The sequence below is a fragment of the Luteimonas kalidii genome (assembly GCF_029887935.1).
Taxonomy (GTDB): domain Bacteria; phylum Pseudomonadota; class Gammaproteobacteria; order Xanthomonadales; family Xanthomonadaceae; genus Luteimonas; species Luteimonas kalidii.
On record NZ_JARXRO010000020.1, the window covers coordinates 518,280 to 542,220 of the forward strand.

The 23,941-nt window shown below is 70.8% G+C and carries 25 protein-coding genes; 15 read left to right on the plus strand and 10 right to left on the minus strand.

What is annotated here, in order from left to right:
* The first annotated feature begins 35 nt into the window (after positions 1-35).
* On the plus strand, positions 36-1,613 hold the full coding sequence (locus QFW81_RS15880; RefSeq protein WP_280580152.1) for a peptide MFS transporter: 1,578 nt from the start codon (positions 36-38) through the stop codon (positions 1,611-1,613).
* A 55-nt stretch (positions 1,614-1,668) separates the two neighbouring features.
* Here the strand turns inward: QFW81_RS15880 and QFW81_RS15885 are convergent, their stop codons facing one another.
* Complete coding sequence (locus tag QFW81_RS15885; protein ID WP_280580153.1) at positions 1,669-2,148, minus strand: MarR family winged helix-turn-helix transcriptional regulator; 480 nt, start codon at positions 2,146-2,148, stop codon at positions 1,669-1,671.
* Between the two features lie 93 nt (positions 2,149-2,241).
* On the opposite strand from QFW81_RS15885, the gene hppD reads away from it, so the two are divergent.
* The 4 genes from hppD to QFW81_RS15905 all read left to right on the plus strand — a co-directional run bounded on the left by hppD (position 2,242) and on the right by QFW81_RS15905 (position 6,502).
* Positions 2,242-3,351: a 4-hydroxyphenylpyruvate dioxygenase gene (gene hppD, locus QFW81_RS15890; protein WP_280580154.1), complete on the plus strand. Its 1,110-nt coding sequence runs from the start codon at positions 2,242-2,244 to the stop codon at positions 3,349-3,351.
* Between the two features lie 57 nt (positions 3,352-3,408).
* Positions 3,409-4,713: a homogentisate 1,2-dioxygenase gene (hmgA, locus tag QFW81_RS15895; protein WP_280580155.1), complete on the plus strand. Its 1,305-nt coding sequence runs from the start codon at positions 3,409-3,411 to the stop codon at positions 4,711-4,713.
* 122 nt (positions 4,714-4,835) lie between these two features.
* The gene (locus tag QFW81_RS15900; protein WP_280580156.1) at positions 4,836-5,501 is read left to right on the plus strand and encodes a hypothetical protein; all 666 of its coding nucleotides are present in this window, start codon (positions 4,836-4,838) and stop codon (positions 5,499-5,501) included.
* 56 nt (positions 5,502-5,557) lie between these two features.
* Positions 5,558-6,502, plus strand: a complete 945-nt coding sequence (locus QFW81_RS15905; RefSeq protein ID WP_425604071.1) for a sodium:calcium antiporter — start codon at positions 5,558-5,560, stop codon at positions 6,500-6,502.
* Positions 6,503-6,549: 47 nt separating this feature from the next.
* Here the strand turns inward: QFW81_RS15905 and mnhG are convergent, their stop codons facing one another.
* Genes mnhG through QFW81_RS15935 form a run of 6 tightly spaced genes read right to left on the minus strand, consistent with a single transcriptional unit; the run spans position 6,550 to position 12,435 of the window.
* Positions 6,550-6,957 carry a monovalent cation/H(+) antiporter subunit G gene (gene mnhG / locus QFW81_RS15910; protein ID WP_425604072.1) on the minus strand — a complete coding sequence of 136 codons (408 nt, stop codon included), beginning with the start codon at positions 6,955-6,957 and terminating at the stop codon, positions 6,550-6,552.
* Positions 6,957-7,238 carry a K+/H+ antiporter subunit F gene (locus tag QFW81_RS15915; protein WP_280580162.1) on the minus strand — a complete coding sequence of 94 codons (282 nt, stop codon included), beginning with the start codon at positions 7,236-7,238 and terminating at the stop codon, positions 6,957-6,959. The genes mnhG and QFW81_RS15915 overlap by 1 nt, the downstream gene beginning before the upstream one ends.
* Positions 7,235-7,723: a Na+/H+ antiporter subunit E gene (locus QFW81_RS15920; protein ID WP_280580163.1), complete on the minus strand. Its 489-nt coding sequence runs from the start codon at positions 7,721-7,723 to the stop codon at positions 7,235-7,237. The genes QFW81_RS15915 and QFW81_RS15920 overlap by 4 nt, the downstream gene beginning before the upstream one ends.
* Before the next feature lie 13 nt (positions 7,724-7,736).
* A complete protein-coding gene (locus tag QFW81_RS15925) occupies positions 7,737-9,284 on the minus strand; it encodes a monovalent cation/H+ antiporter subunit D (protein ID WP_280580164.1) in 1,548 nt (515 codons plus the stop codon).
* Positions 9,284-9,655, minus strand: coding sequence for a Na+/H+ antiporter subunit C (locus QFW81_RS15930; RefSeq protein WP_280580166.1), 372 nt, complete (start codon positions 9,653-9,655; stop codon positions 9,284-9,286). The genes QFW81_RS15925 and QFW81_RS15930 overlap by 1 nt, the downstream gene beginning before the upstream one ends.
* Positions 9,655-12,435, minus strand: a complete 2,781-nt coding sequence (locus QFW81_RS15935; RefSeq protein WP_280580168.1) for a monovalent cation/H+ antiporter subunit A — start codon at positions 12,433-12,435, stop codon at positions 9,655-9,657. Before QFW81_RS15935 ends, QFW81_RS15930 begins: the two co-directional genes overlap by 1 nt.
* Before the next feature lie 104 nt (positions 12,436-12,539).
* Between QFW81_RS15935 and QFW81_RS15940 the strand changes: the two genes are divergently transcribed.
* Entirely contained in the window at positions 12,540-13,457 is a 918-nt protein-coding gene (locus QFW81_RS15940) for an NAD-dependent epimerase/dehydratase family protein (protein WP_280580170.1), read from the plus strand.
* Here QFW81_RS15940 and QFW81_RS15945 read toward each other — a convergent pair.
* From QFW81_RS15945 to QFW81_RS15955, 3 genes are all read right to left on the minus strand, one after another.
* Positions 13,441-14,352 carry a DMT family transporter gene (locus QFW81_RS15945; protein ID WP_280580172.1) on the minus strand — a complete coding sequence of 304 codons (912 nt, stop codon included), beginning with the start codon at positions 14,350-14,352 and terminating at the stop codon, positions 13,441-13,443. The two genes, QFW81_RS15940 and QFW81_RS15945, sit on opposite strands and share 17 nt — an antisense overlap.
* A gap of 4 nt (positions 14,353-14,356) precedes the next feature.
* Positions 14,357-14,857: an Mpo1 family 2-hydroxy fatty acid dioxygenase gene (locus QFW81_RS15950; RefSeq protein ID WP_280580173.1), complete on the minus strand. Its 501-nt coding sequence runs from the start codon at positions 14,855-14,857 to the stop codon at positions 14,357-14,359.
* A gap of 98 nt (positions 14,858-14,955) precedes the next feature.
* Positions 14,956-15,852: a phosphoribosylaminoimidazolesuccinocarboxamide synthase gene (locus QFW81_RS15955; protein WP_280580174.1), complete on the minus strand. Its 897-nt coding sequence runs from the start codon at positions 15,850-15,852 to the stop codon at positions 14,956-14,958.
* Between the two features lie 88 nt (positions 15,853-15,940).
* Here QFW81_RS15955 and QFW81_RS15960 point away from each other — a divergent pair, with 88 nt between their 5' ends.
* The 9 genes from QFW81_RS15960 to QFW81_RS16000 all read left to right on the plus strand — a co-directional run bounded on the left by QFW81_RS15960 (position 15,941) and on the right by QFW81_RS16000 (position 23,913).
* Complete coding sequence (locus QFW81_RS15960) at positions 15,941-16,279, plus strand: J domain-containing protein (protein WP_280580176.1); 339 nt, start codon at positions 15,941-15,943, stop codon at positions 16,277-16,279.
* A 65-nt stretch (positions 16,280-16,344) separates the two neighbouring features.
* Positions 16,345-17,019 (plus strand): ribulose-phosphate 3-epimerase, encoded by a 675-nt coding sequence (gene rpe / locus QFW81_RS15965; protein WP_280580179.1) that lies wholly within the window; start codon positions 16,345-16,347, stop codon positions 17,017-17,019.
* 440 nt (positions 17,020-17,459) lie between these two features.
* Positions 17,460-18,404, plus strand: coding sequence for a lipid kinase YegS (gene yegS / locus QFW81_RS15970; protein ID WP_280580181.1), 945 nt, complete (start codon positions 17,460-17,462; stop codon positions 18,402-18,404).
* Between the two features lie 225 nt (positions 18,405-18,629).
* The gene (gene trpE, locus QFW81_RS15975) at positions 18,630-20,120 is read left to right on the plus strand and encodes an anthranilate synthase component I (RefSeq protein WP_280580183.1); all 1,491 of its coding nucleotides are present in this window, start codon (positions 18,630-18,632) and stop codon (positions 20,118-20,120) included.
* Position 20,121: 1 nt separating this feature from the next.
* Positions 20,122-20,700 carry an anthranilate synthase component II gene (locus QFW81_RS15980; protein WP_280580185.1) on the plus strand — a complete coding sequence of 193 codons (579 nt, stop codon included), beginning with the start codon at positions 20,122-20,124 and terminating at the stop codon, positions 20,698-20,700.
* A 66-nt stretch (positions 20,701-20,766) separates the two neighbouring features.
* Entirely contained in the window at positions 20,767-21,807 is a 1,041-nt protein-coding gene (gene trpD, locus QFW81_RS15985; RefSeq protein ID WP_280580187.1) for an anthranilate phosphoribosyltransferase, read from the plus strand.
* A 60-nt stretch (positions 21,808-21,867) separates the two neighbouring features.
* Positions 21,868-22,227, plus strand: a complete 360-nt coding sequence (locus QFW81_RS15990; protein WP_280580190.1) for an antibiotic biosynthesis monooxygenase family protein — start codon at positions 21,868-21,870, stop codon at positions 22,225-22,227.
* A 148-nt stretch (positions 22,228-22,375) separates the two neighbouring features.
* Complete coding sequence (trpC, locus tag QFW81_RS15995) at positions 22,376-23,203, plus strand: indole-3-glycerol phosphate synthase TrpC (RefSeq protein WP_280580192.1); 828 nt, start codon at positions 22,376-22,378, stop codon at positions 23,201-23,203.
* Entirely contained in the window at positions 23,200-23,913 is a 714-nt protein-coding gene (locus QFW81_RS16000; RefSeq protein ID WP_280580194.1) for a haloacid dehalogenase-like hydrolase, read from the plus strand. The genes trpC and QFW81_RS16000 overlap by 4 nt, the downstream gene beginning before the upstream one ends.
* Positions 23,914-23,941: the final 28 nt, after the last annotated feature.

Genomic DNA, 23,941 nt, shown 5'->3' on the forward strand with positions numbered 1-23,941 from the left:
GGGCGGTCGTCCCCTATGTGGAGGAACCCTCGCCCGTGTCCAGCAATCCGTACGCCGAAGAAGAACGCAAGACCCTCCTCGGCCACCCGCGTGGCCTGTTCGTGCTGTTCTTCGCCGAGATGTGGGAGCGCTTCTCCTACTACGGCATGCGCGCGCTGCTGATCTTCTACCTCGTCCAGCACTGGATGTTCTCCGACGAGCAGGCCTCGGTGATCTACGGCGCGTACACCGCGCTGGTGTATATCGCGCCCGTGGTGGGTGGCTACCTGGCGGACCGATACCTGGGCCAGCGCAAGGCGGTGGCGTTCGGCGCGGTGCTGCTGACCTTCGGCCATTTCCTGATGGCGTTCGAGGGCGATGGCGGGCAGAGCGCGTCGGAGATCAACATCTTCTGGCTGGCGCTGGCGTTCATCATCGTCGGCTCGGGCTTCCTGAAGGCCAACATCTCGGTGATGGTGGGGCAGCTGTACCCGCGCACCGACGTGCGCCGCGACCCGGCGTACACGATCTTCTACATGGGCATCAACCTGGGCGCGGCGCTCGGTTCGCTGATCGCCGGCTACCTGGGCCAGACCTACGGCTGGGCCTGGGGCTTCGGCGCGGCGGGCGTGGGCATGCTGCTGGGCCTGGTGGTGTTCGTGCTGGGCAAGCCGCTGCTGATGGGGCGGGGCGAGGCGCCCGACGCGGCGCGGCTGACCAGATCGGTGGCGGGCATCCGCTTCGAGTGGCTGCTGTACGGTCTCGGCTTCGCGGCCGTCGGCCTGGTGTGGTTCATGATCCAGCACCAGAAGCTGGTGGGCGGCCTGCTCGGCGTCGCCGGCGCGCTCCTGGTCGGCTACGTGCTGTACGTGGCGGTGGCCAAGCTGCCGCGGCACGACCGCGACCGCATCTTCGCGGCGATGTACCTGATCATCGGCTCGATCCTGTTCTGGGCGCTGTTCGAGCAGGCGGGCGCGTCGCTCAACCTGTTCACCGACCGCTCGGTGGACCGCAGCATCTTCGGCTGGGAGGTCCCGGCATCGATGTTCCAGTCGCTCAACGCGATCTACATCGTGATGCTGGGGCCGGTGTTCGCGTGGCTGTGGCTGACCCTCGGCCGGCGCGGCATGGAGCCCTCGACGCCGACCAAGTTCGCGCTCGGCGTGGTCCAGGTGGGGCTGGGCTTCCTGGTGCTGGTGATGGGCGCCAACGCCGGCGAATCCGGCGCTACGCCGGTGCTGTTCATCTTCCTGATCTACCTGATCCACACCATGGGCGAGCTGTGCCTGTCGCCGGTCGGCCTGTCGGCGATGAACCGGCTGACGCCGGCGCACATGGCCAGCCTGATCATGGGCGCGTGGTTCTTCGCCTCGGCCACCGGCAACTTCGCCGCCGGCCTGATCTCGGCGGCGACGGGCGGCGAAGGCGCCGGTCCGGAGCGGGTGCTGGAGGTCTATTCCAACGTCGGCTGGCTGGCGGTGGGCGTGGGCGCGGGCATGCTGGTGATCGCGCCGCTGGTGCGCCGCCTGATGCACCTGGACACACTGCGCGACGACGCCGACCTGGCCGGCACCCGCGAGCTGGGCGAACCGGTCGCGGCGGGCGTCGACGTGCGCAAGGAAACCCGCCCCTGATCCCGGGGTGGGCGGGCGCGCACGGGAGCCGGTCGGGCCGCCCGTGCGCGGCGGCTCAGATGTGCCGCAGCATCTCGTCCATGCCTTCGCCGGCGAGCTTGTCGATCAGGCGCGAGAGCAGTTCGCGCTCCTCTTCCGACAGCGGGCCGAGCAGGCGGCGTTCGCAGGCCAGGGTCATCGGCGCGACTTCGTCGTACACGGAATAGCCCGCGTCGGTCAGCGCCAGGACCGAACGGCGGCGGTCGTCGCCATGGATGTCGCGCTTGAGCAGTTCACGCTCCAGCAGCCGGGCCACGGCGCGGCTCACCGCGACCTTGTCCATCGCGGTGCGCTCGGTGACCTCCCGCGCCGACAGTCCCGGATAGCGGCCCAGCACCGCCATCACCCGCCATTCGGTGATCGCCAGCCCGAAGCGGCGGTGGTACTCGCTGGAGATCGCGTTGCTGACCCGGTTGGACAGTACGCTCAGGCGGTAGGGCAGGAAACGCTCCAGATCGAGGATCGCATGTTCCTGTGAGACAGCTGGGTCGGACATGATGCGCTGCACCTTGCTGTTGGTTTCTCGTGAAACTATAGAATAGGCGGTCCCGGCGCCCGGCCGCGTCGCCTTCCCCGCGAGGAGTATCACATGACAGCGCAATCACAGGCGCCCGCCCATGCGGGCATGCAGGTCGCCACGTTCGAGAACCCGATGGGCATCGACGGCTTCGAATTCGTCGAATACGCCGCGCCCGACGGACAGGCCGGCCAGCTGCACGACTACTTCAAGCGGCTGGGCTTCGTGCAGGTTGCGCGCCACAGGACACGCCCGATCAGCACTTACCGCCAGGGCGACTGCACCTTCCTGATCAACGAGGATCCCGACTCGTTCGCCGCGCGTTTCGCCGCCCAGCACGGCCCCAGCGCCTGCGGCTTCGCCATCCGCTTCAGCAAGCTGGCCGAGTGGGTGCGGGTGCAGGCGATGAAGAACGGCGCCGAAGCCTTCGACGCCAGCGACGAGCTGAGCAAGGCCGTGGCCGCGCCGGTGATCAAGGGCATCGGCGGCTGCATGCTGTACCTGGTCGACCGCTACGACGACAAGGGCACGATCCACGACCCGGATTACGAGGTGCTGCCCGGCGCGGACCTGATGCCCAAGGGCTTCGGCCTGACCTTCATCGACCACCTGACCCACAACCTCTACCAGGGGAACATGGCGAAGTGGTCCGACTACTACGAGCGCCTGTTCAACTTCCGCGAGATCCGCTACTTCGACATCAAGGGCGCCAAGACCGGACTGCTGTCCAAGGCGATGACCGCGCCCGACGGCATGGTGCGCATCCCGCTCAACGAATCGAGCGATCCGAAGTCGCAGATCAACGAATACCTCGACACCTACCACGGCGAGGGGATCCAGCACATCGCCTGCTTCACCGACGACATCTACGAGACGGTCGAGGCGATGCGTGCGCAGGGCGTCGAATTCCTGGATACGCCGGACACCTACTTCGAGGTGATCGACCAGCGCATCCCCGACCACGGCGAGGACGTCGCGCGCCTGGCCCGAAACAAGATCCTGATCGACGCCGACCCGGAGACGAAACAGCGCAAGCTGCTGCAGATCTTCACCAGGAACGCGCTGGGCCCGATCTTCTTCGAGATCATCCAGCGCAAGGGCAACGAGGGCTTCGGCGAGGGCAACTTCCAGGCCCTGTTCGAGAGCATCGAGCGCGACCAGATGCAGCGCGGCGTGCTGTAGGCTGCGCGCTCCAGGAAGCCCCTCTCCCACGGGGAGAGGGGCCTGAGAGGCACGTCAATGACCGAATCCGCCACGCACTCCTACATGTCCGGCTTTGGCAACGAATTCGCGACCGAGGCGATCCCCGGCACCCTGCCGGTGGGGCGCAATTCGCCGCAGAAGGTCGCGCACGGGCTGTATGCCGAACAGCTGAGCGGCACCGCGTTCACCGCACCGCGGGGCGAGAACCGGCGCAGCTGGCTCTACCGCATCCGGCCGGCGGCGATGCATGGCCGCTTCGAGCCGTTCGCGCAGCCGCGCTTCCACGACCGCTTCGGCGAGACGCCGGTCTCGCCCGACCAGATGCGCTGGAACCCGCTGCCGCTGCCCGAGGCCCCGACCGATTTCGTCGAAGGCCTGTACACCGTCGCCGGCAATGGCGCCAGCGACGCGCACGCCGGGGTGGGTATCCACCTGTACGCGGCCAACACCGCGATGCGCGGGCGCTATTTCTACAGCGCCGACGGCGAGCTGCTGATCGTGCCGCAGCAGGGCCGGCTGCGGGTGGCGACCGAACTGGGCGTGCTCGACGTCGAACCGCAGGAGATCGTGGTGATCCCGCGCGGCGTGCGCTTCCGGGTCGAGCTGCCCGACGGCGCCTCGCGCGGCTACGTGTGCGAGAACTTCGGCGCCCTGCTGCGGCTGCCCGACCTCGGCCCGATCGGTTCCAACGGCCTGGCCAACCCGCGCGACTTCCTGGCGCCGGTCGCCGCGTACGAGCAGCTCGACGGCGGCTTCGAACTGATCGCCAAGTTCGGCGGCCACCTGTGGCATGCGCCGATCGACCACTCGCCGCTGGACGTGGTGGCCTGGCACGGCAATTACGCGCCCTACAAGTACGACCTGCGCCGCTTCAACACCATCGGCTCGATCAGCTTCGACCACCCGGATCCGAGCATCTTCCTGGTGCTCACCTCGCCCAGCGACACGCCGGGCGTGGGCAACATGGACTTCGCGATCTTCCCGCCGCGCTGGCTGGTGCAGCAGGACACGTTCCGCCCGCCGTGGTTCCACCGCAACGTCGCCAGCGAGTTCATGGGCCTGGTGCACGGCGCCTACGACGCCAAGGCCGAAGGCTTCGCGCCGGGCGGCTGCTCGCTGCACAACTGCATGAGCGGGCACGGACCGGACGCGGCGACGTTCGAGAAGGCTTCCTCCGCCGACCTGTCGAAGCCGGACGTCATCGCCGACACCATGGCCTTCATGTTCGAGACGCGGGGCGTACTCAAGCCGACGCGGCAGGCGGCCGAGGCCGGGCATCGGCAGCGCGACTACCAGGCCTGCTGGGCCGGGCTGCGCAGCCACTTCTCGCCCCCGCGCTGAGGGCGTCCGCGCGCGGCGTGGCGTCCGCGCGTCAGCCACGGCCCCACCGTCTGCCCGGCCTCTGCGCCGCGCTCACGCGCGCGCTGGCAGGCTGCGCCCCGACATCACCACCGGAGCGCCGCATGCGCCTGCACCTGTCCATCCTCGCCGCCAGCATCGTCGCGCTGTGCGCCTGCAGCCCGCAGCGCGACACCGACGCCCCGGCGTCGGACAGCGCCGCCCCGGCTGCGGCCGCCGCGCCGGCCGCGACCGCGCCGGACCAGCCGGAGCGGGCCGTTCCGCCCGCCACCGCCGGCCAGGCCACCGGGTCGCTGCGGGTCGACGGGCCCGCAGAAGGCACCATTACCTTCGCCGGCTTCGGTCCGGCCGCCTTCGGCGCCACCGCCGAGGCGGTGCGCCAGGCCTGGGGCGGCGACCTCGGCGATGCGCAGCCTGCGGAACCGGGCGGCTGCCATTACCTGATTCCGCAGCCGCTGGGGGCGGAGGGCTTCCGCACCGCCTTCATGATCGAGGGCGACCGCTTCGTACGCATCGACGTGCGCGACGCGTCGGTCACCGCGCCCGGCGGGGCGAACGTTGGCATGGCTGGCGACGAGGTGCGCACGCTGTACGCGGGCCGGGTGGAGGAACAGCCGCACAAGTACGACCCGGCCGGCAAGGTGCTGCGGGTGACCGACGCCGGCGGTGGCGAGGCCGCGCTGGTGTTCGAGCTCGACGGCCAGGGCCGGGTCGACCAGTGGCGCATCGGGGTGCCGCCGCAGGTGGACTACGTCGAGGGCTGTTCCTGACGCACGGGAGGCATCCGGCTTAGAATCGCGCCACTTCGATGGACGGGGGCGTCGCGATGACCGGGGCACTGTTCTACTTCGTCGCGGGCATCGTGCTGCTGGCGCTTGGCGGCGACTCGCTGGTCAAGGCGGCGGCGGGACTCGCGCGGCGCTTCGGGCTGTCGCCGTTCACCACCGGCCTGTTCCTGGTGGCGTTCGCCACGTCGATCCCGGAACTGGCGGTCAACCTGCGCGCGCTGTGGATCGGCGATCCGGCCCTCGCGCTCGGCAACGCGGTCGGCAGCAACATCGCCAACTTCGGACTCACACTCGGCGCGGCTGCCCTGTGCGCGCCGCTGCTGATCCGGTGGAAGGCGCTGCCGTCGCTGCTGGTGTGCCTGGTGGTCGCCACGCTGGCGACGATCCTGCTGGGGCAGGACGGACGCCTGACCCGGCTCGACGGCGTGGTGCTGGTGGCCGCGTTCGTCACCGTGCTGGGCTTCGCCTGGGCCTTCGGCCGCCGCCAGCCCGAACTGCGCAGCGAATTCGCCGGCTTCGCCGAGACCCGCACCGATCCGGTGCTCAACCTCGTGCGCCTGGTGCTGGCGATCGCGCTGCTGTCGTTCGGCGCCAAGTGGACGGTGCAGGGCGGTCTCGCGCTGGGCCAGGTGCTGGGGATGGAGTCGCTGCTCGCCGGCTTGCTGGTGGTGGCGATCGGCACCGCGCTGCCGGAGATGTCCGCGGCGATGGCCGCGGCGCGGCGCGGGCAGGGCGACATCGTCGCCGGCCACGTGATCGGTTCGAGCCTGGTGAACCTGCTGCTGGTCGTCGGCGGCATGGCAATGGTGCGCGATGTCCCCGTGCCGGCCTCGTTCGTCCGCTTCGAGCTGCCGGCGGCGCTGGTGCTGGCGGCGTTGATGCTGCCGATGCTGCGCGGCGAGATGCGCATCAGCCGGGCCGAGGGCGCGGTGCTGCTGCTGGCGTTCCTGGCCTGGGTGGCGGCCGAACTGTTGATGCTCTGACCGACGCCGCGGGGCGGGCTGCGCCTGCCCGGGGCGGTGCCGGCGGGCTAACGACCGTCCCGCGGCTGCAAGCGTTCGCGCGCGTGCTTCTCCGCGCGTTCATCGGCATCGTCGCGGATGTGGCCCTCGGGTCCGGTCGGGTCGGACGGATCCTCGGGCCGCTTGTCCATCAGCGACAGCGCCGCACGCGACATCAGGTGCGCGGCGACCGGCGCGGTCAGGAACAGGAACACCGCGACCAGCAGCTCGCGCGGATGCAGGCCGGATCCGTGCACGGCGTGGTAGGAGATCGACGCGGCCAGGATGCAGCCCACGCCGAGCGTGCTGGCCTTGGTGGGTCCGTGGATGCGGTGGAAGAAGCGGGTCAGCTTGACCAGCGCGAAGCTGCCGAGGAACACGAAGAAGCAGCCCACCACGAGCAGCATCACGGTCAGCAGGTCGACCAGCCAGGTGATCATTCGACGATGTCCCGGCGCACCACGTACTTGCTCAGCACCACGGTGCCGAAGAAGCCGAGCATGGCGATGATCAGCGCGACCTCGAAATAGATCTCGGTGTCGAGGTACATGCCGAACAGCACCAGCAGCGCGATCGTGCTCACGTACAGCGTGTCGAGCGCCAGGATGCGGTCCGGTGCGGTCGGCCCGCGGACCAGGCGCCACAGCGACAGCAGCATCGCGATGCCGACCACCACCAGCCCGCCGGCGATGAACAGGTCGACCTCGATCCCGATCATGGGAACACCTTCAGCATCGGCGCCTCGTAGCGGCGCTTGATGTCGTCGATCATCGCCTGCGGGTCGTCGACGTCGAGGCAATGCACCAGCAGGTGGCGGCGGTCCTCGGACAGTTCGGAGCTGAGCGTGCCCGGGGTGAGGGTGATGATGCTGGCCAGGGCCGAGATGCCGTGGATGTTGGTCAGGTCCAGCGGCACCCACACGAAGCGCGAACGCAGGCGGGCCTCCGGGCCCAGCACCTGGCGCGCGACCGTGACGTTGGCGATCACGATGTCCACCATCAGCCGCATCGCCAGCGGGACCAGGATCCACACGTTCCCCAGGCGCGCGAACTCGCGCTCCAGCCGCGCGGCGATGTGCGGCATCAGCCACGCCAGCAGCGCGGCCATGAGCAGGGTGCCCGGGCGGTAGTCCTCGGCCATCAGCACCCAGAAGGCGAAGACGGTCAGGCTTTGCGGGATCGAGGGGAACAGGCGGCGTCTCATGGCAGGCCTCGCATCAGGGTTGGCGCGCGGCGGGGGTGGCCGCGCGCACCTCGCGCACGTAGTCGCCGGGCGCCAGCAGCTGGCGCGCGGTCATCTGCGTGTATTCCAGCACCGGCGCGGCGAACACGCTCATGGCCAGGCCGTAGCCCAGCAGCAGGGTGGTGGCGAACAGCTCGCGCTTGCGTACCCGCGGCTTGCGCGGCACGGGCGCGCCCGCAACCGGTGGCGCGACCTGCGCGGTCTCGGTCGTGCGCCAGAACAGGCGGGTGCCGGTGCGGCTCAGGCCGATCAGCGCCAGCAGGCTGCCCACCAGCACCGCCGCATACACCGCGCCGGTGTGAGCCGAGGGCACCGCGGCCAGCAGCAGGAACTTGCCGATGAAGCCCGACAGCGGCGGCAGGCCGACCAGCGACACCGCCGCGACCATGTACATCATCCCGGTCAGGCGCGGCATGGGTGGCGCCTGCGGCAGCAGCCGGTCGCCGACCTCGCCGCGTTCGCGCTGCACCGCGTGCGCGATCATGAACATCGCCGCGCCGGCGAAGCAGCTGTGCGGCAGGTAATACAGGCCGGCGGCGATGGTGCCGGGCTGCGCCAGCGCGAACGCCACGAACAGCGTGCCGGCCGAGAGCAGCACCAGGTACGAGGCCGAGATCCGCAGACGCAGCGCGCCCACCACACCCAGGCCGCCCAGGAGCAACGTCACCAGGCCGAAGGCGAGCAGCATGCCGCGCCCGAACCCCGCCAGCGCACCGGCCTCGTCGCCCAGCATCAGGGTGGTGACGCGCAGCAGCGCGTACAGCCCGACCTTGGTCATGATGGTGAACAGGGCCGCCACCGCGGCCGGCGCGCGCGCATACGTCTCCGGCAGCCACAGGTACATCGGCAGCAGGGCGGCCTTGGCGCAGAACACCACCAGCAGCAGCCCCATCGCCGCCCGCACCAGCGCCGCGTCCTCCGCCGCGACCTCGCGGATGCGCACCGCCAGTTCGGCCATGTTGAGCGTCCCGAGCAGGCCGTAGATCAGCGCCAGCGCCACCAGGAACAGGGTCGAGGCGACGATGTTGAACACCACGTAGTGCATGCCCGCCTTCATCCGCTCGCCGCGTCCGCCCGACAGCAGCAGTCCGTAGGAGGCGATCAGCAGCACCTCGAAGAACACGAACAGGTTGAACACGTCGCCGGTCAGGAACGCGCCGTTGAGGCCGGCCAGCTGGATCTGGAACAGGGCGTGGAAATGCAGCGCGCGCTTGTCCCAGCCGGCGCAGGCGTAGATCAGGCAGGGAATGGCCAGCAGGCTGGTCACCAGCACCATCAGCGCACCGAGCCGGTCGAGCATCAGCACGATGCCGATGCGCGAGGGCCAGTCGCCGAGCAGGTACACCTCGATCCCGCCGCCGGCGGCGCGCGCGAACAGCGCCAGCGATGCCGCCAGCAGCACCGCCAGCCCGATCGACGCGCCGATGCGCAGCACCCGGGTGCTGTGCCGGCGCTCGAGCAGCAGCAGGATCGCGCCGCACAGCAGCGGCACCAGGATCGGCGCGAGGACCAGGTGCTGCATCATGCCGGCGGCGGCGCGCTGTTGTCGGCCTGGCCGGGCTCGCGGCCGTCGACGTGGTCGCTGTGCAGGTCGGCGTGGTTGCGCATCGCGACCACCACCACCACCGCGGTCATCGCGAACGCGATCACGATCGCGGTCAGCACCAGCGCCTGCGGCAGCGGATCGGCGTAGTAGGCGGCGGTCGTCTCGACCCCGTGGCGCAGCACCGGCGGCTTGCCGACCACCAGCCGTCCCGAGGAGAAGATCAGCAGGTTGGTGGCGTAGGACAGCAGGGTCAGGCCGAGGATCACGTCGAAGGTGCGCGCCCGCAGCAGCAGGTACACGCCCGCCGCCACCAGCACGCCGATCCCGCTGGCGATCGCGAATTCCATCAGTGTCCTCCTTCCTCGAGCAACTGGCGGCGCCGCACCGTGCCCATGGTCGAGAGCATCAGCAGCGCCCCGGCGAACACCACCACGTACACGCCCGTGTCGAACACCAGTGCGCTGGCCAGCGGCAGGTGGCCGATCAGCGGCAGGTCGAGGTCGACATGGCCGCTGGTCAGGAACGGCAGCCCGAACACGAGCGAACCCAGGCCGCCGATGGTGGCGACGATCAGGCCGATCGCGATCCCGCGCAGGTAGTCGAACCCGAACGTCGCCTCCACCGCGCGCGCGCCCTGCACCACGTACTTGATCAGCACCGGCACCGCGATCGCCAGGCCGGCGATGAAGCCGCCGCCGGGCGCGTTGTGGCCGCGCAGGAACAGGTAGATCGACACCGTGAGCGCCAGCGGGAACAGCAGCTGGGTCAGGTCGGCCGGGATCGGCAGCTGCACCGGCGGCCCGGGCAGCACCTCGTCCGGGCGCAGCCGTGCCCAGCGCAGCAGCGCGTGCACCACCAGCGCGGCGACCGCGAACACGGTGATCTCGCCGAAGGTGTCGAAGCCGCGGAAGTCGACCAGGATCACGTTGACCACGTTCGCGCCATAGGCCTCCGGCAGCGAGCGCGCGAGCATCTCGCCCGAAATCGTCTGCTGCGGCGAGAGCATCATCGCGTACGCCAGTCCGCCCACCCCGAGCCCGGCCACGGCCGACAGCGCGCCGTCGCGCCAGCGGCGCAGCGGGGTGCGCGCCTGTTTGGACTGCTTGGGCAGGTAGTTGAGCGCCATCATCATCAGCGCGATGGTCACCATCTCGACCATCAGCTGGGTCAGCGCCAGGTCGGGCGCCGACAGCAGCGCGAAGGCCAGGCTCACCAGCAGCCCGACCGCGCCGATCACGATCAGTGCGGTGAGGCGGCGTCCGTGCACTGCCACCGTGCCGAGCGTGGAGGCCACCATCACCGCCCAGAGGATCCAGCCCAGCCATGGCATTGACTGCGAACGCTCCAGGTCCGGCAGCAGGCGGTCGGGCGCGCCGAGGAACGGCGCCGCGCCCACCAGCAGGGTGACCACGATCATCCAGAACAGGCTGCGGCGGATGCCGCCATCGGCCACGCGCTGGGTGAACCTGCCGGCGGCGGTGAACAACGCTTCGATGTTGACCTGGAACAGGTGCCGGCCCCAGGTACGCAGGATGGCATCGTGCAGCGCGAACAGCCGCCGCAGCATGAAATAGAACGCCAGGCCGCCGGCCAGCCCCCCCAGGCTCATCGCCAGGGGCAGGTTCCAGCCGTGCCAGACCGCCAGCGAGAACGTCGGCGCCGCATCACCCAGGGTGCCGGCGACTGCGGTCTTGAGCAGCGGCTCCACCGTCAGCGCGGGCAGGATGCCGACCGCCAGGCACAGCACCACCAGCACCGCCACCGGGATCCGCATCCAGATCGGCGGCTCGTGCGGTTCCACCGGCAGCGCGCGCGGCCCGCTGCCGAGGAAGGCGTCGTGCACGAAGCGCAGGCTGTAGGCCACGCCGAACACGCCGTACAGCAGCGCGGCGATGCTGATCGCGATGCGGAAGCCGCGATCGTCGCCGGCCTCCAGGGCCTCGGCGAAGAACATCTCCTTGGACAGGAAGCCGTTGAGCAGCGGGATGCCGGCCATCGCCAGCGAGGCCACGATCGCCAGCGCCGCGGTCCACGGCAGGTAGCGGCGCAGGTTGCCCAGCCGGCGCAGGTCGCGGGTACCGCATTCGTGGTCGATGATGCCCGCGGCCATGAACAGCGAGGCCTTGAACGTGGCGTGGTTGAGGATGTGGAACACGCCTGCGACCACCGCCATCGGCGTCGACAGCCCGAACAGCAGGGTGATCAGGCCCAGGTGCGAGATCGTCGAATACGCCAGCAGGCCCTTGAGGTCGTGCTGGAAGATCGCGTACCAGGCGCCAACCAGCAGCGTGATCGCGCCGACCGTGGTCACCACGTAGAAGAACAGGTCGGTGCCGGCCAGCGCCGGGTGCAGGCGCGCCAGCAGGAACACGCCGGCCTTCACCATCGTCGCCGAGTGCAGGTAGGCCGAGACCGGGGTCGGCGCGGCCATCGCCTGCGGCAGCCAGAAGTGCAGCGGGAACTGCGCGCTCTTGGTGAACACGCCGGCCAGCACCAGCGCCAGGATGGCCGGGTATTCGGCACTGGCACGGATCGCGTCGCCCGCCGCAAGCACCGCGTCCAGTTCGTAGCTGCCGACCACGCGCCCGATCAGCAGCACGCCGCCCAGCAGCGCCAGGCCGCCCAGGCCGGTGATGGTCAGCGCCATGCGCGCGCCCTGGCGCGCATCCTGGCGATGGGTCCAGAACCCGATCAGCAGGAACGAGCTGATGCTGGTCAGTTCCCAGAACACCACCAGCAGCAGCAGGTTGCCGGCCAGCACCACGCCCAGCATCGCGCCCATGAACAGCAGCAGGCAGGAGAAGAAGCGCGACGAGCAGTCCTCTTCGCTGAGGTAGTAGCGCGCGTACATCACGATCAACACGCCGATGCCCAGCACCAGTCCGGCGAACATCCAGGCCAGCCCGTCCAGCCGCAGCGACAGCGCCAGTCCCGCTTCGGGAATCCACGGCAGGCTCGCCGCCGGTATCGCGCCGCCCATGACCGCCGGCGTCAGCCATGCGAGCAGCCCCAGGCCGAGCAGCGGCGCGGCAGCGGCCACCCAGGCGATGGTCCGTCGCGATGCGCCGCGGGCCAGCGCGATGGCCAGCGCCGCCGCGAAGGGCAGGGCCAGGAGCAGGATCAGCATCGGGAGTCCGGTGTGGGCGGGCCGGCGCGGCGCGCGAACGCCGTGCCGGCACCCGAGTTTAGCCGACGTGCCCGCGTGTCGGCGTGCACGTTATGCTTTGGTCGATGACCGACGCCGTCGCCGACGCGCTGCCGAACCTGCCGCCGCGTCCGTCCCGCGGACGCCGCGCGCTGGTGTTCGGCGGCAGCGGCCAGATCGGGCAGCCCTTGCTGGCGCGGCTGCTGCACGCGGGCTGGCAGGTGCACGCGCTCTCGCGCGGCGCGCAGTCCGGTTCCTCCGGCGTGCACTGGCTGCGCGGCGACCTGGCCACCGGACGCGACCTGCCCGCCGAAGTCGATGCGATCTTCAGCTGTGGTCCGCTGGATGCCTTCGCGGCGCGGTTCGCACGCGGCGACCTGGGATGCGCGCGGGTGGTGGCGTTCGGCTCCACCAGCGCGGCGGTGAAGCACGATTCGATCGACCCCGGCGAGCGCGACGTCGCCCGACGCCTGCGCGAAGCCGAGGCGCGCCTGTTCGACGCCTCCGCCGCCCGCGGCATCGGCGCCACCGTGCTGCGGCCGACCCTGGTCTATGGCGTGGGCCGCGACGCGACGCTCACCCGGATCGCGATGCTGGCGCGCCGGCTGCACGGATTCGCGCTGCCGGCCGACGCCACGGGCCTGCGCCAACCGGTGCACGTCGACGACCTCGCGGACGCGGCGATGGCCTGTCTCGACGCGGCCGATGCGGCCGGGCACGCCTACGCCGTTCCCGGCGGCGACACCATGCCCTACCGCGAGATGGTGGCGCGCGTGCTTGCGGCGCTGCCGGCACGCCCGCGCCTGTGGACGCTGCCGCCGGCGGTGTTCCGCACCCTGCTGGCGCCGGCGCGCTGGGCCGGCATCGCGGCGGGCTTCAACGACGCCGCGCTCGCGCGCATGCGCGAGGACCTGGTGTTCGACGCCACGCCGGCCGCGCGCGACCTGGGCTACGCGCCGCGCGCGTTCGCGCCCGATGCGGCCATGCTCACACCTCCGGGGTGACCTCGGCCACCGGCGGGCGCTTCTTCTGCAGCGTGCGGATCGCGACCACCAGCACGCCCCCGAGCACCATCGCCCCGCCGATCCACAGCGCCGGTCCGGGACGGTCGCCCCAGAAGAAGATCCCCAGCAGCACCGCGAACACCGGCGTCATCAGCAGGTAGGGCGTGACCTGAGCCACCGGATGACGCTGCACCAGTTTGAAGAACAGCCCGTGCCCGAGCAGCGAGGCGAACACCGCCGCGTACAGCGCGCCGCCCCAGCCGATCCAGCTCGCCTCGCGCAGCGCGGCGAATCCGCCCGGTTCCACCACCGCGCTGATCGCCAGCAGCGGCAGCACGCTCAACGCCGCGGTCCAGCCCTGCTGGTCGATCATGCCCACGCCGGTCATGCGCCGCATCAGCACCGTCCCGATCGCCACCATCAGCGACGAGCCCAGCATCACGAACAGCGCCAGCGGCCGGTCGAGCACCATCGGGTCGAAGCCCAGCACCAGCACGCCGGCGAAGCTCAGGCCGATCCCGAGCGCGGTACGCCAGGCGAAGCGTTCGCCCAGCCACCACCACGCCAGCAGCACCGCCATCGGCACGTAGGTCTGGGTGACGATCGCCGGCGACGACAGGTTGCCGGCGAGCTTGAGCGCCAGGAAGCTGGTGCCGAAGTGCAGCACGCCGGTGAACATGGCGATCCCGGCCAGCCGCCACCACTGCGAACGCGGCGGTGGGCGCATGAAGGCCACCAGCAGCGCCAGCACGATCGCCATGCGCAGCGCGCTGAACAGGAACGGCGGAATCTCCTGCAGCGCATGCGCGGAGGTCAGGAAATTGAACGCCCAGCACAGGCAGATCAGCAGCGCGAGCGCGAGGTCGCGGCCGCGCAGCCCCGCGGCGGCGGTCATGGCCTCACCAGCGCCAGCCGAGCTTCCGGTACAGCTTCGACAGTACCCAGGCCGGGCCGATCAGCAGATAGCGCAGATCGGTGAAGAAGCTCGGCTTCCTGCCTTCGAACAGCTTGCTGTGGCCCACGAACTGCGCGATCCACGCCACCACGAACACGCCGATCGCCAGCCACAGCAGGAAGCGGGTGCCCAGCGTGCGCTCGATCCAGAAGGTGAGCCACAGCATCGCCACGAACGTCGCCAGCATGCCGAAGCCGATCACGCGCGAGGCGCGGAAGTAGAACATCCAGGCCGCGAAGCACGCCAGCCCCGCCCACAGCCCGCTGCGGAAACCGCTGTCGGCCGGCACCGGGATGCACCACAGCAGCGCGATCACGCTCCACAGGATCAGCGGCACCGCGAACACGTGGATCCACTGGTTGGCGTCGTTGCGGTGATCGGCCGAGTAGCTGGCGAACCAGCGGTCGATGGGACGTTCGGACGGCGGATCCTGGATCGCGTTCATGACTTCCTCCAGACGATGCCGGTACGCGGATCAGGATAGCGCAGGGCCAGTGATGCCGCGGACTGTCGGAATCCCCGCGGCCACGCCGCGCAGCGCGCTCAGTCGACCGAGATCCCCGCCAGCCGCTGCAGCGCTTCCGCGTACCGGGCGCGGGTACGTTCGATCACCTCGGGCGGCAGGTGCGGACCGGGCGGGGTCTTGTCCCAGTCCAGCGTTTCCAGGTAGTCGCGCACGATCTGCTTGTCGTAGCTGGGCGGACTGGTGCCCACCTCGTATTCGTCCGCCGGCCAGTAGCGCGACGAGTCCGGCGTGAGCATCTCGTCCATCACGTACAGGCGGCCGTCGCCGTCGGTGCCGAACTCGAACTTGGTGTCGGCCAGCAGGATGCCGCGCTCGGCCGCGAAGGCGGCGGCGTGCTTGTACAGGCGCAGGGTCGCGTCGCGCACCTGTTCGGCGAGGTCGGCGCCGGCGAGCTTGACCGCGGTGTCGAAGTCGATGTTCTCGTCGTGGTCGCCGACCGCGGCCTTGGTCGACGGGGTGAAGATCGGCTCGTCCAGCTGCTCGGCCTGGCGCAGCCCGTCGGGCAGGCGGATGCCGCTCACGCGACCGGTGCGCTGGTAGTCCTTCCAGCCGCTGCCGATGATGTAGCCGCGGGCGATGGCCTCGATCGGCACCGGGCGCAGTTTCCTGGCGACCACCGCGCGCCGGGCGTACAGCGCCGGGTCGACGCCGTCCGGCAACACGCCGGCCACCTCGACCCCGGTGAGGTGGTTGGGCATCAGCGCCGCGGTGCGGGCGAACCAGAAGTTGCTGATCTGGCACAGCATCTCGCCCTTGCCCGGGATCGGGTCGGGCAGCACCACGTCGAAGGCGCTGAGGCGGTCGGTGGCCACCATCAGCAGCCGGTCGTTGCCGAGGTCGTACACGTCGCGGACCTTGCCGCGATGGCGCAGGGTCAGGCCGGGCAGGTCGGAGGACAGCAGCGTGGTCGCCAAGGAGGTGGCCTTCGGGCGGGCCGGCAAGTGTAGTGCCATTTGCAGTGGCGATGAACGGCCCGGCCGGCCGGGCGGCTACACTGTGTCCATGAACCGCTGGTACGGAAAATTGCTGGGTTTCATCGCCGGCTGGCTGCTGCTGCGGCACCCCGCGGGCGGGCTGATCGGCCTGATCATCGGCCATGCCTTCGATGCCGGCTGGATCGCGCCCGGGCGCGCCGCGCCCTATCGCGTGCTCGGCCTGACCAGCGACGCCAGCGATGCCGAGATCGACCAGGCCTACCGCCGGCTGATGGCCCAGTACCACCCCGACAAGGTCGCCGGCGCGGCGCCCGAGCTGCGCGCGCAGGCCGAGAAGCAGGCGCGCGCGATCAACGCCGCCTACGATCGCATCCGCCGTCGTCGCGACGGCCGCCGCCGATCCTGACCGACCGCCTCGCGCCGCTGCCGGCAGCGACATTCCCATTCCCATCCCGTCCGGATCCATCGCCGATGCAAGCGCCCGTCATCGCCCCGTCCATCCTCTCGGCCGACTTCGCCCGCCTCGGCGACGAGGTCGACCGCGTGCTGGCCGCCGGTGCCGACTGGGTGCACTTCGACGTGATGGACAACCACTACGTGCCCAACCTCACCATCGGCCCGCTGGTGTGCCAGGCCTTGCGCAGGCACGGCGTGACCGCGCCGATCGACGTGCACCTGATGGTCGAACCGGTCGACCGCCTGGTGCCGGACTTCGCGAAGGCCGGTGCGACGACGATCAGCTTCCATCCCGAAGCCTCGCGCCACGTGCACCGCACGATCCAGCTGATCCGCGACGAAGGCTGCCAACCCGGGCTGGTGCTCAACCCGGCCACGCCGCTGGACGTGCTCGACCACGTGCTGGAGGACCTGGACCTGGTGCTGCTGATGTCGGTCAACCCGGGCTTCGGCGGCCAGGCCTTCATCCCGTCCGCGCTGGACAAGCTGCGCCGCGTGCGCGAACGCATCGATGCCACCGGCAAGCCGATCCGGCTCGAGATCGACGGCGGGGTCAAGCCCGACAACATCGGCGCCATCGCCGCCGCCGGTGCCGACACGTTCGTCGCCGGCAGTGCGATCTTCGGCCAGCCCGAATATGCGCAGGTGATCGCCACGATGCGTGCGGCGATCGACCAGGCCAGGTCCTGATATCGGCAGGCTGTACGACAGGCTCCCCGATCGGACACCTGTCTGCGCGGGATGCACATGCAGTGGGGAGAGTCGCGCGAGGGGCGGTGGTTCGTGCCTGTGCGCGCGCCCCAGTGACCGTGGCCGATGCAGGCCGGCTGCCGATCCGGCGCCGGGCCGAACGCCGTGTTCCTGGCGACGGATCCGCCTTGTCGCGGCGGATCCGTCGCCGGAAGACATGAGGGCAATCCCGCCCCCGCCCGTCGTCCCTGCTATGGCCTTCGATGCTGCGGCCGGGAGATGACATCGCGATGACCGCAGCACGACGATCCCGGGACGCGGTGCGGGCGTCGAGGTGCGCCGCCCCGACGCGCGGCGGGTCCGCTGCCGGCATCACGACCGCGTGAGGCCGGAGGCGCGACGGCGTGCTACACCATGCGCCCCGCACCGGTGTTCTTCCCATGCCCACCCCCCACTGGCGCCTGATCCTCAACGGCAAGTCCGCAGGTGACGAAGACCTGCGCGAGGCGGTGCATCAGCTGCGCGCACGCGGCCTGGCGCTGGAGGTCCGCGTGACCTGGGAAGACGGCGACGCCGCACGCCATGTCGACGAGGCGATCGCGGATGGCGTCGGCACGATCATCGCCGCAGGCGGGGACGGCACCCTGAGCGAGGTCGCCACCGCGCTGGCGTCGCGCGACGAGGCCGCCGGCGCGTTGCCGTCGCTGGGCCTGGTGCCGCTGGGCACGGCCAACGACTTCGCCGCGGCCGCGGGGCTGCCGGACGCGCCTGGCGAAGCGCTCGACGTGATCGCGTCCAGCCCCGCGCACGCGATCGACCTGCTGCGGCTGCAGGCGAAGGACCGCGTGCACTGGGCCGCCAACCTCGCCAGCGGCGGCTTCGGCACCCAGGTCACGATCGAAACGCCCGAGGGCATGAAGAAGCTGCTCGGCGGCCTGGCCTACCTGCTCACCGGGCTGGCGAAGCTGGGGCGGATCGAACCGGTCGAGGCGACGCTGCGGGGTCCGGACTTCCACTGGCGCGGCGGCTTCATCGCCCTGGGGATCGGCAACGGCCGCCAGGCGGGCGGCGGCCAGGCGCTGTGCCCGGACGCGCGCATCGACGACGGGCTGCTGGACGTCACCGTGATTCCGGAACTCTCCGGCGACGTGGCGGCCACCCTCGGCACGGTGCTCAGCGAAGGCAAGCTCGCCGCGCTCGAACGCATCGCCACCCGGGCGCGGCTGCCGTGGCTGGAGATCGACGCGGCCCGGCCGCTGGCCCTCAACCTCGACGGAGAGCCGGTGGAAGCCACGCGTTTCCGCATCGACTGCGTGCCGCGCCGCGTGCGCATGCATCTGCCGCAGGAGTGTCCGTTGCTGGTGCAACCAACGCCTTCCGCGTAGGCGCGCCTCAGCCGGACGCGAGGACACCTGTGTAGGGTTGGAGATGCGCGCGCCCGCCTGCGGGGGGGTGACGGACTGCGCGCCTGTAAAACGCGCCGCGAAGCCGTTACATTACCGCCATGGGCGCGTCCGCAATCCCGCATTTCCGTGCCGTCGGCGACAGCTGGCGATGGTGGCCCGCCGCCGCCGTCGCCACCGTCCGCCCGCTGTCCGAGGAAATGCCGCGTGTCCCCGCAAGCCGAGTCCCCGCAAGCCGCGTTTGAGCGCCAGGCCGCCGCAGGCCACACCCGCATTCCGGTCGTGCGCGAGGTCCTTTCCGACCTCGACACGCCGCTGTCGGTCTACCTCAAGCTCGCCGACGGCCCGCATACCTACCTGTTCGAATCGGTCGAGGGCGGCGAACGCTTCGGCCGCTATTCGATCATCGGCCTGCCGGCGACGCGGGTGTACGCCTTCCACGGCCACGCGCTGACGGTCAGCGAGCACGGCGAGGTCGTCGAGCGGCGCGAGGTGGACGATCCGTTCGCGGAAGTCGAGCGCCTGCGGGTGGAGCACTCCGTGCCGCGGGTGGAAGGACTGCCGGGCTTCACCGGCGGCCTGGTGGGCTGGTTCGGCTTCGAGTGCATCGAGTACATCGAACCGCGACTGCGGGCCAACGCCAATCCCGACGAGCTCGGCACGCCAGACATCCTGCTGATGCTCAGCGAGGACGTCGCCGTGTTCGACAACCTCAAGGGCCGGCTGTATCTCGTGGTCCATGCCGACCCGCGCGCGCCGCAGGCGTTCGCGCGCGCCAACCGCCGGCTCGACGCGCTCGCGCACCGGCTGCGCCACGGCGGCGCCGGCTATCCCGAGACGCTGCGCCCGGAGGCGCTGGACGAAGCGCACTTCGAATCCGGCTTCACCCGCAACGGCTTCCTGGCGGCCGTCGCCCGTGCGAAGGACTACATCGCCGCCGGCGATGCGTTCCAGGTCGTGCTGTCGCAGCGCATGAGCGTGCCGTTCAACGCGCGCCCGGTGGACGTGTACCGCGCACTGCGCGCCATGAACCCGTCGCCCTACATGTACTTCCTCGACGTCGGTGGGACCCAGGTGGTGGGCTCGTCGCCCGAGATCCTGGTGCGGCTGCAGGGCGGCGAGGTCACCGTGCGCCCGATCGCCGGCACCCGCCCGCGTGGCGCCACGCACGACCAGGACCTGGCGCTGGAGGCCGAACTGCTGGCCGACCCCAAGGAGCGCGCCGAGCACCTGATGCTGATCGACCTCGGGCGCAACGATGTCGGCCATGTCTCCGAAGCCGGCAGCGTGCGTGTCGGCGACAGCTTCGTGATCGAACGCTACAGCCACGTCATGCACATCGTCAGCGAGGTCACGGGGCGGCTGAAACCCGGCCTGTCCTACGCCGACGTGCTGCGCGCCACGTTCCCGGCCGGCACCGTCAGCGGCGCGCCCAAGATCCGTGCGCTGGAGATCATCCGCGAACTCGAACCGGTCAAGCGCAACGTCTACGCCGGCGCGATCGGCTACATCGGCTGGCACGGCGACGCCGACACCGCCATCGCGATCCGCACCGCCGTGATCCAGGACGGCCGGCTGCACGTCCAGGCCGGCGCCGGCATCGTCTACGACTCCGACCCGCAGACCGAGTGGGACGAGACCATGAACAAGGGGCGCGCGCTGTTCCGCGCCGTCGCCGAAGCAGCGAAGGGGTTGTGACGTGCTGTTGATGATCGACAACTACGACAGCTTCACCTGGAACCTCGTGCAGTACCTGCAGGCGCTGGGCGCCGAGGTGCGGGTGGTGCGCAACGATGAGCTGGACGTCGACGACATCGCGGCGCTGGCGCCGGAGCGCATCGTGATCTCGCCGGGGCCGTGCACGCCCAACGAGGCCGGCGTGTCGCTGGAACTGGTGGAGCGGCTCGGCGCGACCACGCCGATTCTCGGCGTGTGCCTCGGCCACCAGGCGATCGGCCAGGCCTACGGCGGGCGCGTGGTGCGCGCGGGCCGGATCATGCACGGCAAGACCTCGCCGATCCGGCACCGGGGGCAGGGCGTGTTCGCTGCGCTGCCCGATGGCTACGAGGCCACGCGTTACCACTCGCTGATGGTGGAGCGCGATTCGTTGCCGGAGGCGCTCGAGGTCACGGCGTGGACCGAGCACGAGGACGGCGCGTTCGAGGCGATCATGGGTCTGCGCCACCGCGAACACCCGGTCGAGGGCGTGCAGTTCCATCCCGAGTCGATCCTGACCGAGCACGGGCATGCGCTGCTGAAGAACTTCCTGGAGCGGTGACGGCGCGCGCCCCTCCGTCTCCCGATCGCCGGTTCCCGTCCACCGAGTCCCGAAACCCCCGAATCCATGACCATCACCCCGCACGAAGCCCTGCAGCGCACCATCGAGCATCGCGAGATCTTCCACGACGAGATGATCTCGCTGATGCGCCAGATCATGCGCGGCGAGGTCTCACCGGTGATGACCGCGGCGATCCTCACCGGGTTGCGCGTGAAGAAGGAAACGGTGGACGAGATCGCCGCGGCGGCGAAGGTGATGCGCGAACTCTCGCGCACCGTTGAGGTGCCCGACCGCTCCCACCTGGTCGACATCGTCGGCACCGGCGGCGATGGCTCGCACACCTTCAACATCTCCACCGCCAGCATGTTCGTCGCCGCGGCGGCGGGCGCGCGTGTGGCCAAGCACGGCAACCGCAGCGTGTCCTCGAAGTCCGGCAGCGCCGATGCGCTGGAGGCGCTGGGGGCGGCGATCGAGCTGCAGCCGGAGCAGGTTGCGCGCAGCATCGACGAGACCGGCGTGGGCTTCATGTTCGCGCCGATCCACCATCCGGCGATGAAGGCGGTGGCGCCGGTGCGACGCGAGATGGGCGTGCGCACGATCTTCAACATCCTCGGGCCGCTGACCAACCCGGCGAGCGCGCCTTCGGTGCTGATGGGCGTGTTCCATCCCGACCTCGTCGGCATCCAGGTGCGGGTGCTGCAGGAGCTGGGGACCGAGCGCGCGCTGGTGGTGTGGGGACGCGACGGGATGGACGAGATCTCGCTCGGGGCCGCCACGCTGGTCGGCGAGCTGCGCGACGGCAGGGTGCGCGAGTACGAGGTCCACCCGGAAGATTTCGGCATCGCCATGGCGGCCAGCCGCAACCTGCGGGTCGAGGATCCGGCCGGTTCGAAGGCGATGCTGCTGGGCGCGCTGCGCGGCGAGGCGGGGCTGCCGGTGGAGATCGTCGCGCTCAATGCCGGCGCGGCGCTTTACGTGGCCGGCGTGGCGGAGTCGATCGAGGACGGCATCGCCCGGGCGCGGGAAGCGGTGGCGTCCGGCGCGGCGATGGCCCGACTAGAGGCGTTCGTCGCGTGTACCCGGCGGCTGGCCGCGGACGCGGGCTGACGCCACGCCGGGCGTTTGCGACAATCGCCGGCCTCCGGGGCTTCCCCGCAGGACACGGCCATGTCTCCGAGCGCATTCGCCAGGCTTCCCAGGCCGCCCTACTACGCGGTGATCTTCAGCGCGCAGCGCACCGACGGCGATCACGGCTACGGCGAGACCGCCGCGCGCATGGTCGAGCTGGCCGCGCAGCAGCCGGGCTTCCTGGGCATGGAATCGACCCGCGGCGAGGACGGCTTCGGGATCACCGTCGCCTACTGGGAGAGCGAGGAGGCGATTCGCGCCTGGCGCGACCATGCCGAGCACGCGGCGGCGCGCGAACGCGGCCGCGCCGGCTGGTACAGCCACTTCGAGCTGCGGGTCGCGCGGGTCGAACGTGCTTATGGCTGGGACCGGGACGCGGCGTCCGGTGATCGGGCGTGAGGACCCTGCGACCGGCATCGCGCGCATGCGCGCCGGCATCGACGTGCCCGCAGGCGCTCGCGCGGTGGCGCGCGGGCTGCGATCATGCGTCGTCGCCGACGCGCAGGCAGCGCGCGGTGCCGCTCCGCATCGAAGAGGATCCATCCCCGTGAACCATCTGCTGCGCCCGTCGCTGCCGCGACAGGACGACATCCTGCAGCGCATCCTGCAGCGCAAGGCCGAGGAAGTGGCCGCGAGGGTGGCGGCGTGTCCGCTGCCCGAGATGCGGGCACGCGCGGCCGACATGCCGCCGGTGCGCGGCTTCGCTGCCGCGATCGAGGCGAAGATCGCCGCGGGCGATCCGGCGGTGATCGCCGAGGTCAAGAAGGCCAGCCCGTCGAAGGGCGTGATCCGGCCCGTGTTCCATCCGGCCGACATCGCGCGCAGCTACGCGGCGGGCGGCGCGGCGTGCCTGTCGGTGCTGACCGACGTCGACTTCTTCCAGGGCCATGACGACTTCCTGCAGCAGGCGCGCGCGGCCTGTCCGCTGCCGGTGCTGCGCAAGGACTTCACCATCGATCCCTACCAGGTGCACGAGGCGCGCGCGCTCGGGGCCGACTGCATCCTGCTGATCGTCGCCGCGCTGTCGGACGCGCAGCTGGCCGAACTGGCCGGCACGGCGCTGCAGATCGGCCTGGACGTGCTGGTGGAGGTCCACGACATCGACGAGCTGGAGCGCGCGATCCAGGTGCCGGCACCGCTGCTGGGCATCAACAACCGCAACCTGCGCACGTTCGAGGTCTCGCTCGAGACCACGCTGTCGCTGCGCCAGGCGGTGCCGCGCGACCGCCGGCTGGTGACCGAGAGCGGCGTGCACGGCGCGGACGACGTGGCGCGCCTGCGCGCGGCCGGTGTCGAGGCCTTCCTCGTGGGCGAGGCCTTCATGCGCGAGCCCGACCCGGGCGCCGCGCTGCAGCGGCTGTTCTTCGCCACATGAGCGCAGCACCCGATTCGCGCGAAGGCGCACCGGCGGTGGTGTTCGACTTCGACCACACCCTGTACGACGGCGACTCGGGCAGCCATCTGTTCGCGTGGCTGATCCGGCGCAGCGTCTGGCGCACGGCGCTGGCGCTGCTGGCCACGCCGGTGCTGGGGCCGATGGTCGCGTTCCTGCCGACGCGGCGCCGGGGCATTTCCGGCTATGTGTGGATCGGCACCGTGGGCATGCCGGGACCGCGCACGCTCGACGCGGCGATCGACCGTTACGTCGCCGGACACGATGCCCAGATCCGCGGCCGGCTGCTGCCGGTCGCGCTCGAGGTCCTGCACCGGCATCGCGAGGCCGGCGACCGGGTGGTGATCGCCACCGGCGCGCCGCCGGAGCTGGCACGCGCGATCCTGGCCTTCGTCGCGCACGAGGCGGTGCCCGTGATCGGCACGCGGGTCGGCCCGCGGCTGGGCGCGATCGTGGCCGTGCGCCATTGCCACGCCGAGGAGAAGATGCGGATGCTGCGCGAGTGCGGCTACGGCGAGATCGCGATCGCCTACTCCGATTCCAGCGCCGACCTGCCCCTGCTCAAGGCCGCGCGCACGCCGGTGGTGGTGAATCCCAAGCACGGCAACGTGGCCCTGTTCGAGCGTGTGCTGCCGGCGGGCACGCCGATCCTCAACTGGGGCTGCGCCGGCCGCGGTGGCGCGCCCGCCTAGGACGGTGCGAGGCGTCGCGAGCCGGGCC

What these genes read in the sequence shown, in the direction of transcription:
- QFW81_RS15885 (WP_280580153.1), bottom strand. Translation starts at nt 2,148, where the DNA reads ATGTCCGACCCAGCTGTCTCACAGGAACATGCGATCCTCGATCTGGAG.
- hppD (WP_280580154.1), top strand. Translation starts at nt 2,242, where the DNA reads ATGACAGCGCAATCACAGGCGCCCGCCCATGCGGGCATGCAGGTCGCC.
- hmgA (WP_280580155.1), top strand. Translation starts at nt 3,409, where the DNA reads ATGACCGAATCCGCCACGCACTCCTACATGTCCGGCTTTGGCAACGAA.
- QFW81_RS15900 (WP_280580156.1), top strand. Translation starts at nt 4,836, where the DNA reads ATGCGCCTGCACCTGTCCATCCTCGCCGCCAGCATCGTCGCGCTGTGC.
- QFW81_RS15905 (WP_425604071.1), top strand. Translation starts at nt 5,558, where the DNA reads ATGACCGGGGCACTGTTCTACTTCGTCGCGGGCATCGTGCTGCTGGCG.
- QFW81_RS15915 (WP_280580162.1), bottom strand. Translation starts at nt 7,238, where the DNA reads ATGATCGGGATCGAGGTCGACCTGTTCATCGCCGGCGGGCTGGTGGTG.
- QFW81_RS15920 (WP_280580163.1), bottom strand. Translation starts at nt 7,723, where the DNA reads ATGAGACGCCGCCTGTTCCCCTCGATCCCGCAAAGCCTGACCGTCTTC.
- QFW81_RS15925 (WP_280580164.1), bottom strand. Translation starts at nt 9,284, where the DNA reads ATGCAGCACCTGGTCCTCGCGCCGATCCTGGTGCCGCTGCTGTGCGGC.
- QFW81_RS15930 (WP_280580166.1), bottom strand. Translation starts at nt 9,655, where the DNA reads ATGGAATTCGCGATCGCCAGCGGGATCGGCGTGCTGGTGGCGGCGGGC.
- QFW81_RS15935 (WP_280580168.1), bottom strand. Translation starts at nt 12,435, where the DNA reads ATGCTGATCCTGCTCCTGGCCCTGCCCTTCGCGGCGGCGCTGGCCATC.
- QFW81_RS15940 (WP_280580170.1), top strand. Translation starts at nt 12,540, where the DNA reads ATGACCGACGCCGTCGCCGACGCGCTGCCGAACCTGCCGCCGCGTCCG.
- QFW81_RS15945 (WP_280580172.1), bottom strand. Translation starts at nt 14,352, where the DNA reads ATGACCGCCGCCGCGGGGCTGCGCGGCCGCGACCTCGCGCTCGCGCTG.
- QFW81_RS15950 (WP_280580173.1), bottom strand. Translation starts at nt 14,857, where the DNA reads ATGAACGCGATCCAGGATCCGCCGTCCGAACGTCCCATCGACCGCTGG.
- QFW81_RS15960 (WP_280580176.1), top strand. Translation starts at nt 15,941, where the DNA reads ATGAACCGCTGGTACGGAAAATTGCTGGGTTTCATCGCCGGCTGGCTG.
- rpe (WP_280580179.1), top strand. Translation starts at nt 16,345, where the DNA reads ATGCAAGCGCCCGTCATCGCCCCGTCCATCCTCTCGGCCGACTTCGCC.
- yegS (WP_280580181.1), top strand. Translation starts at nt 17,460, where the DNA reads ATGCCCACCCCCCACTGGCGCCTGATCCTCAACGGCAAGTCCGCAGGT.
- trpD (WP_280580187.1), top strand. Translation starts at nt 20,767, where the DNA reads ATGACCATCACCCCGCACGAAGCCCTGCAGCGCACCATCGAGCATCGC.
- QFW81_RS15990 (WP_280580190.1), top strand. Translation starts at nt 21,868, where the DNA reads ATGTCTCCGAGCGCATTCGCCAGGCTTCCCAGGCCGCCCTACTACGCG.
- QFW81_RS16000 (WP_280580194.1), top strand. Translation starts at nt 23,200, where the DNA reads ATGAGCGCAGCACCCGATTCGCGCGAAGGCGCACCGGCGGTGGTGTTC.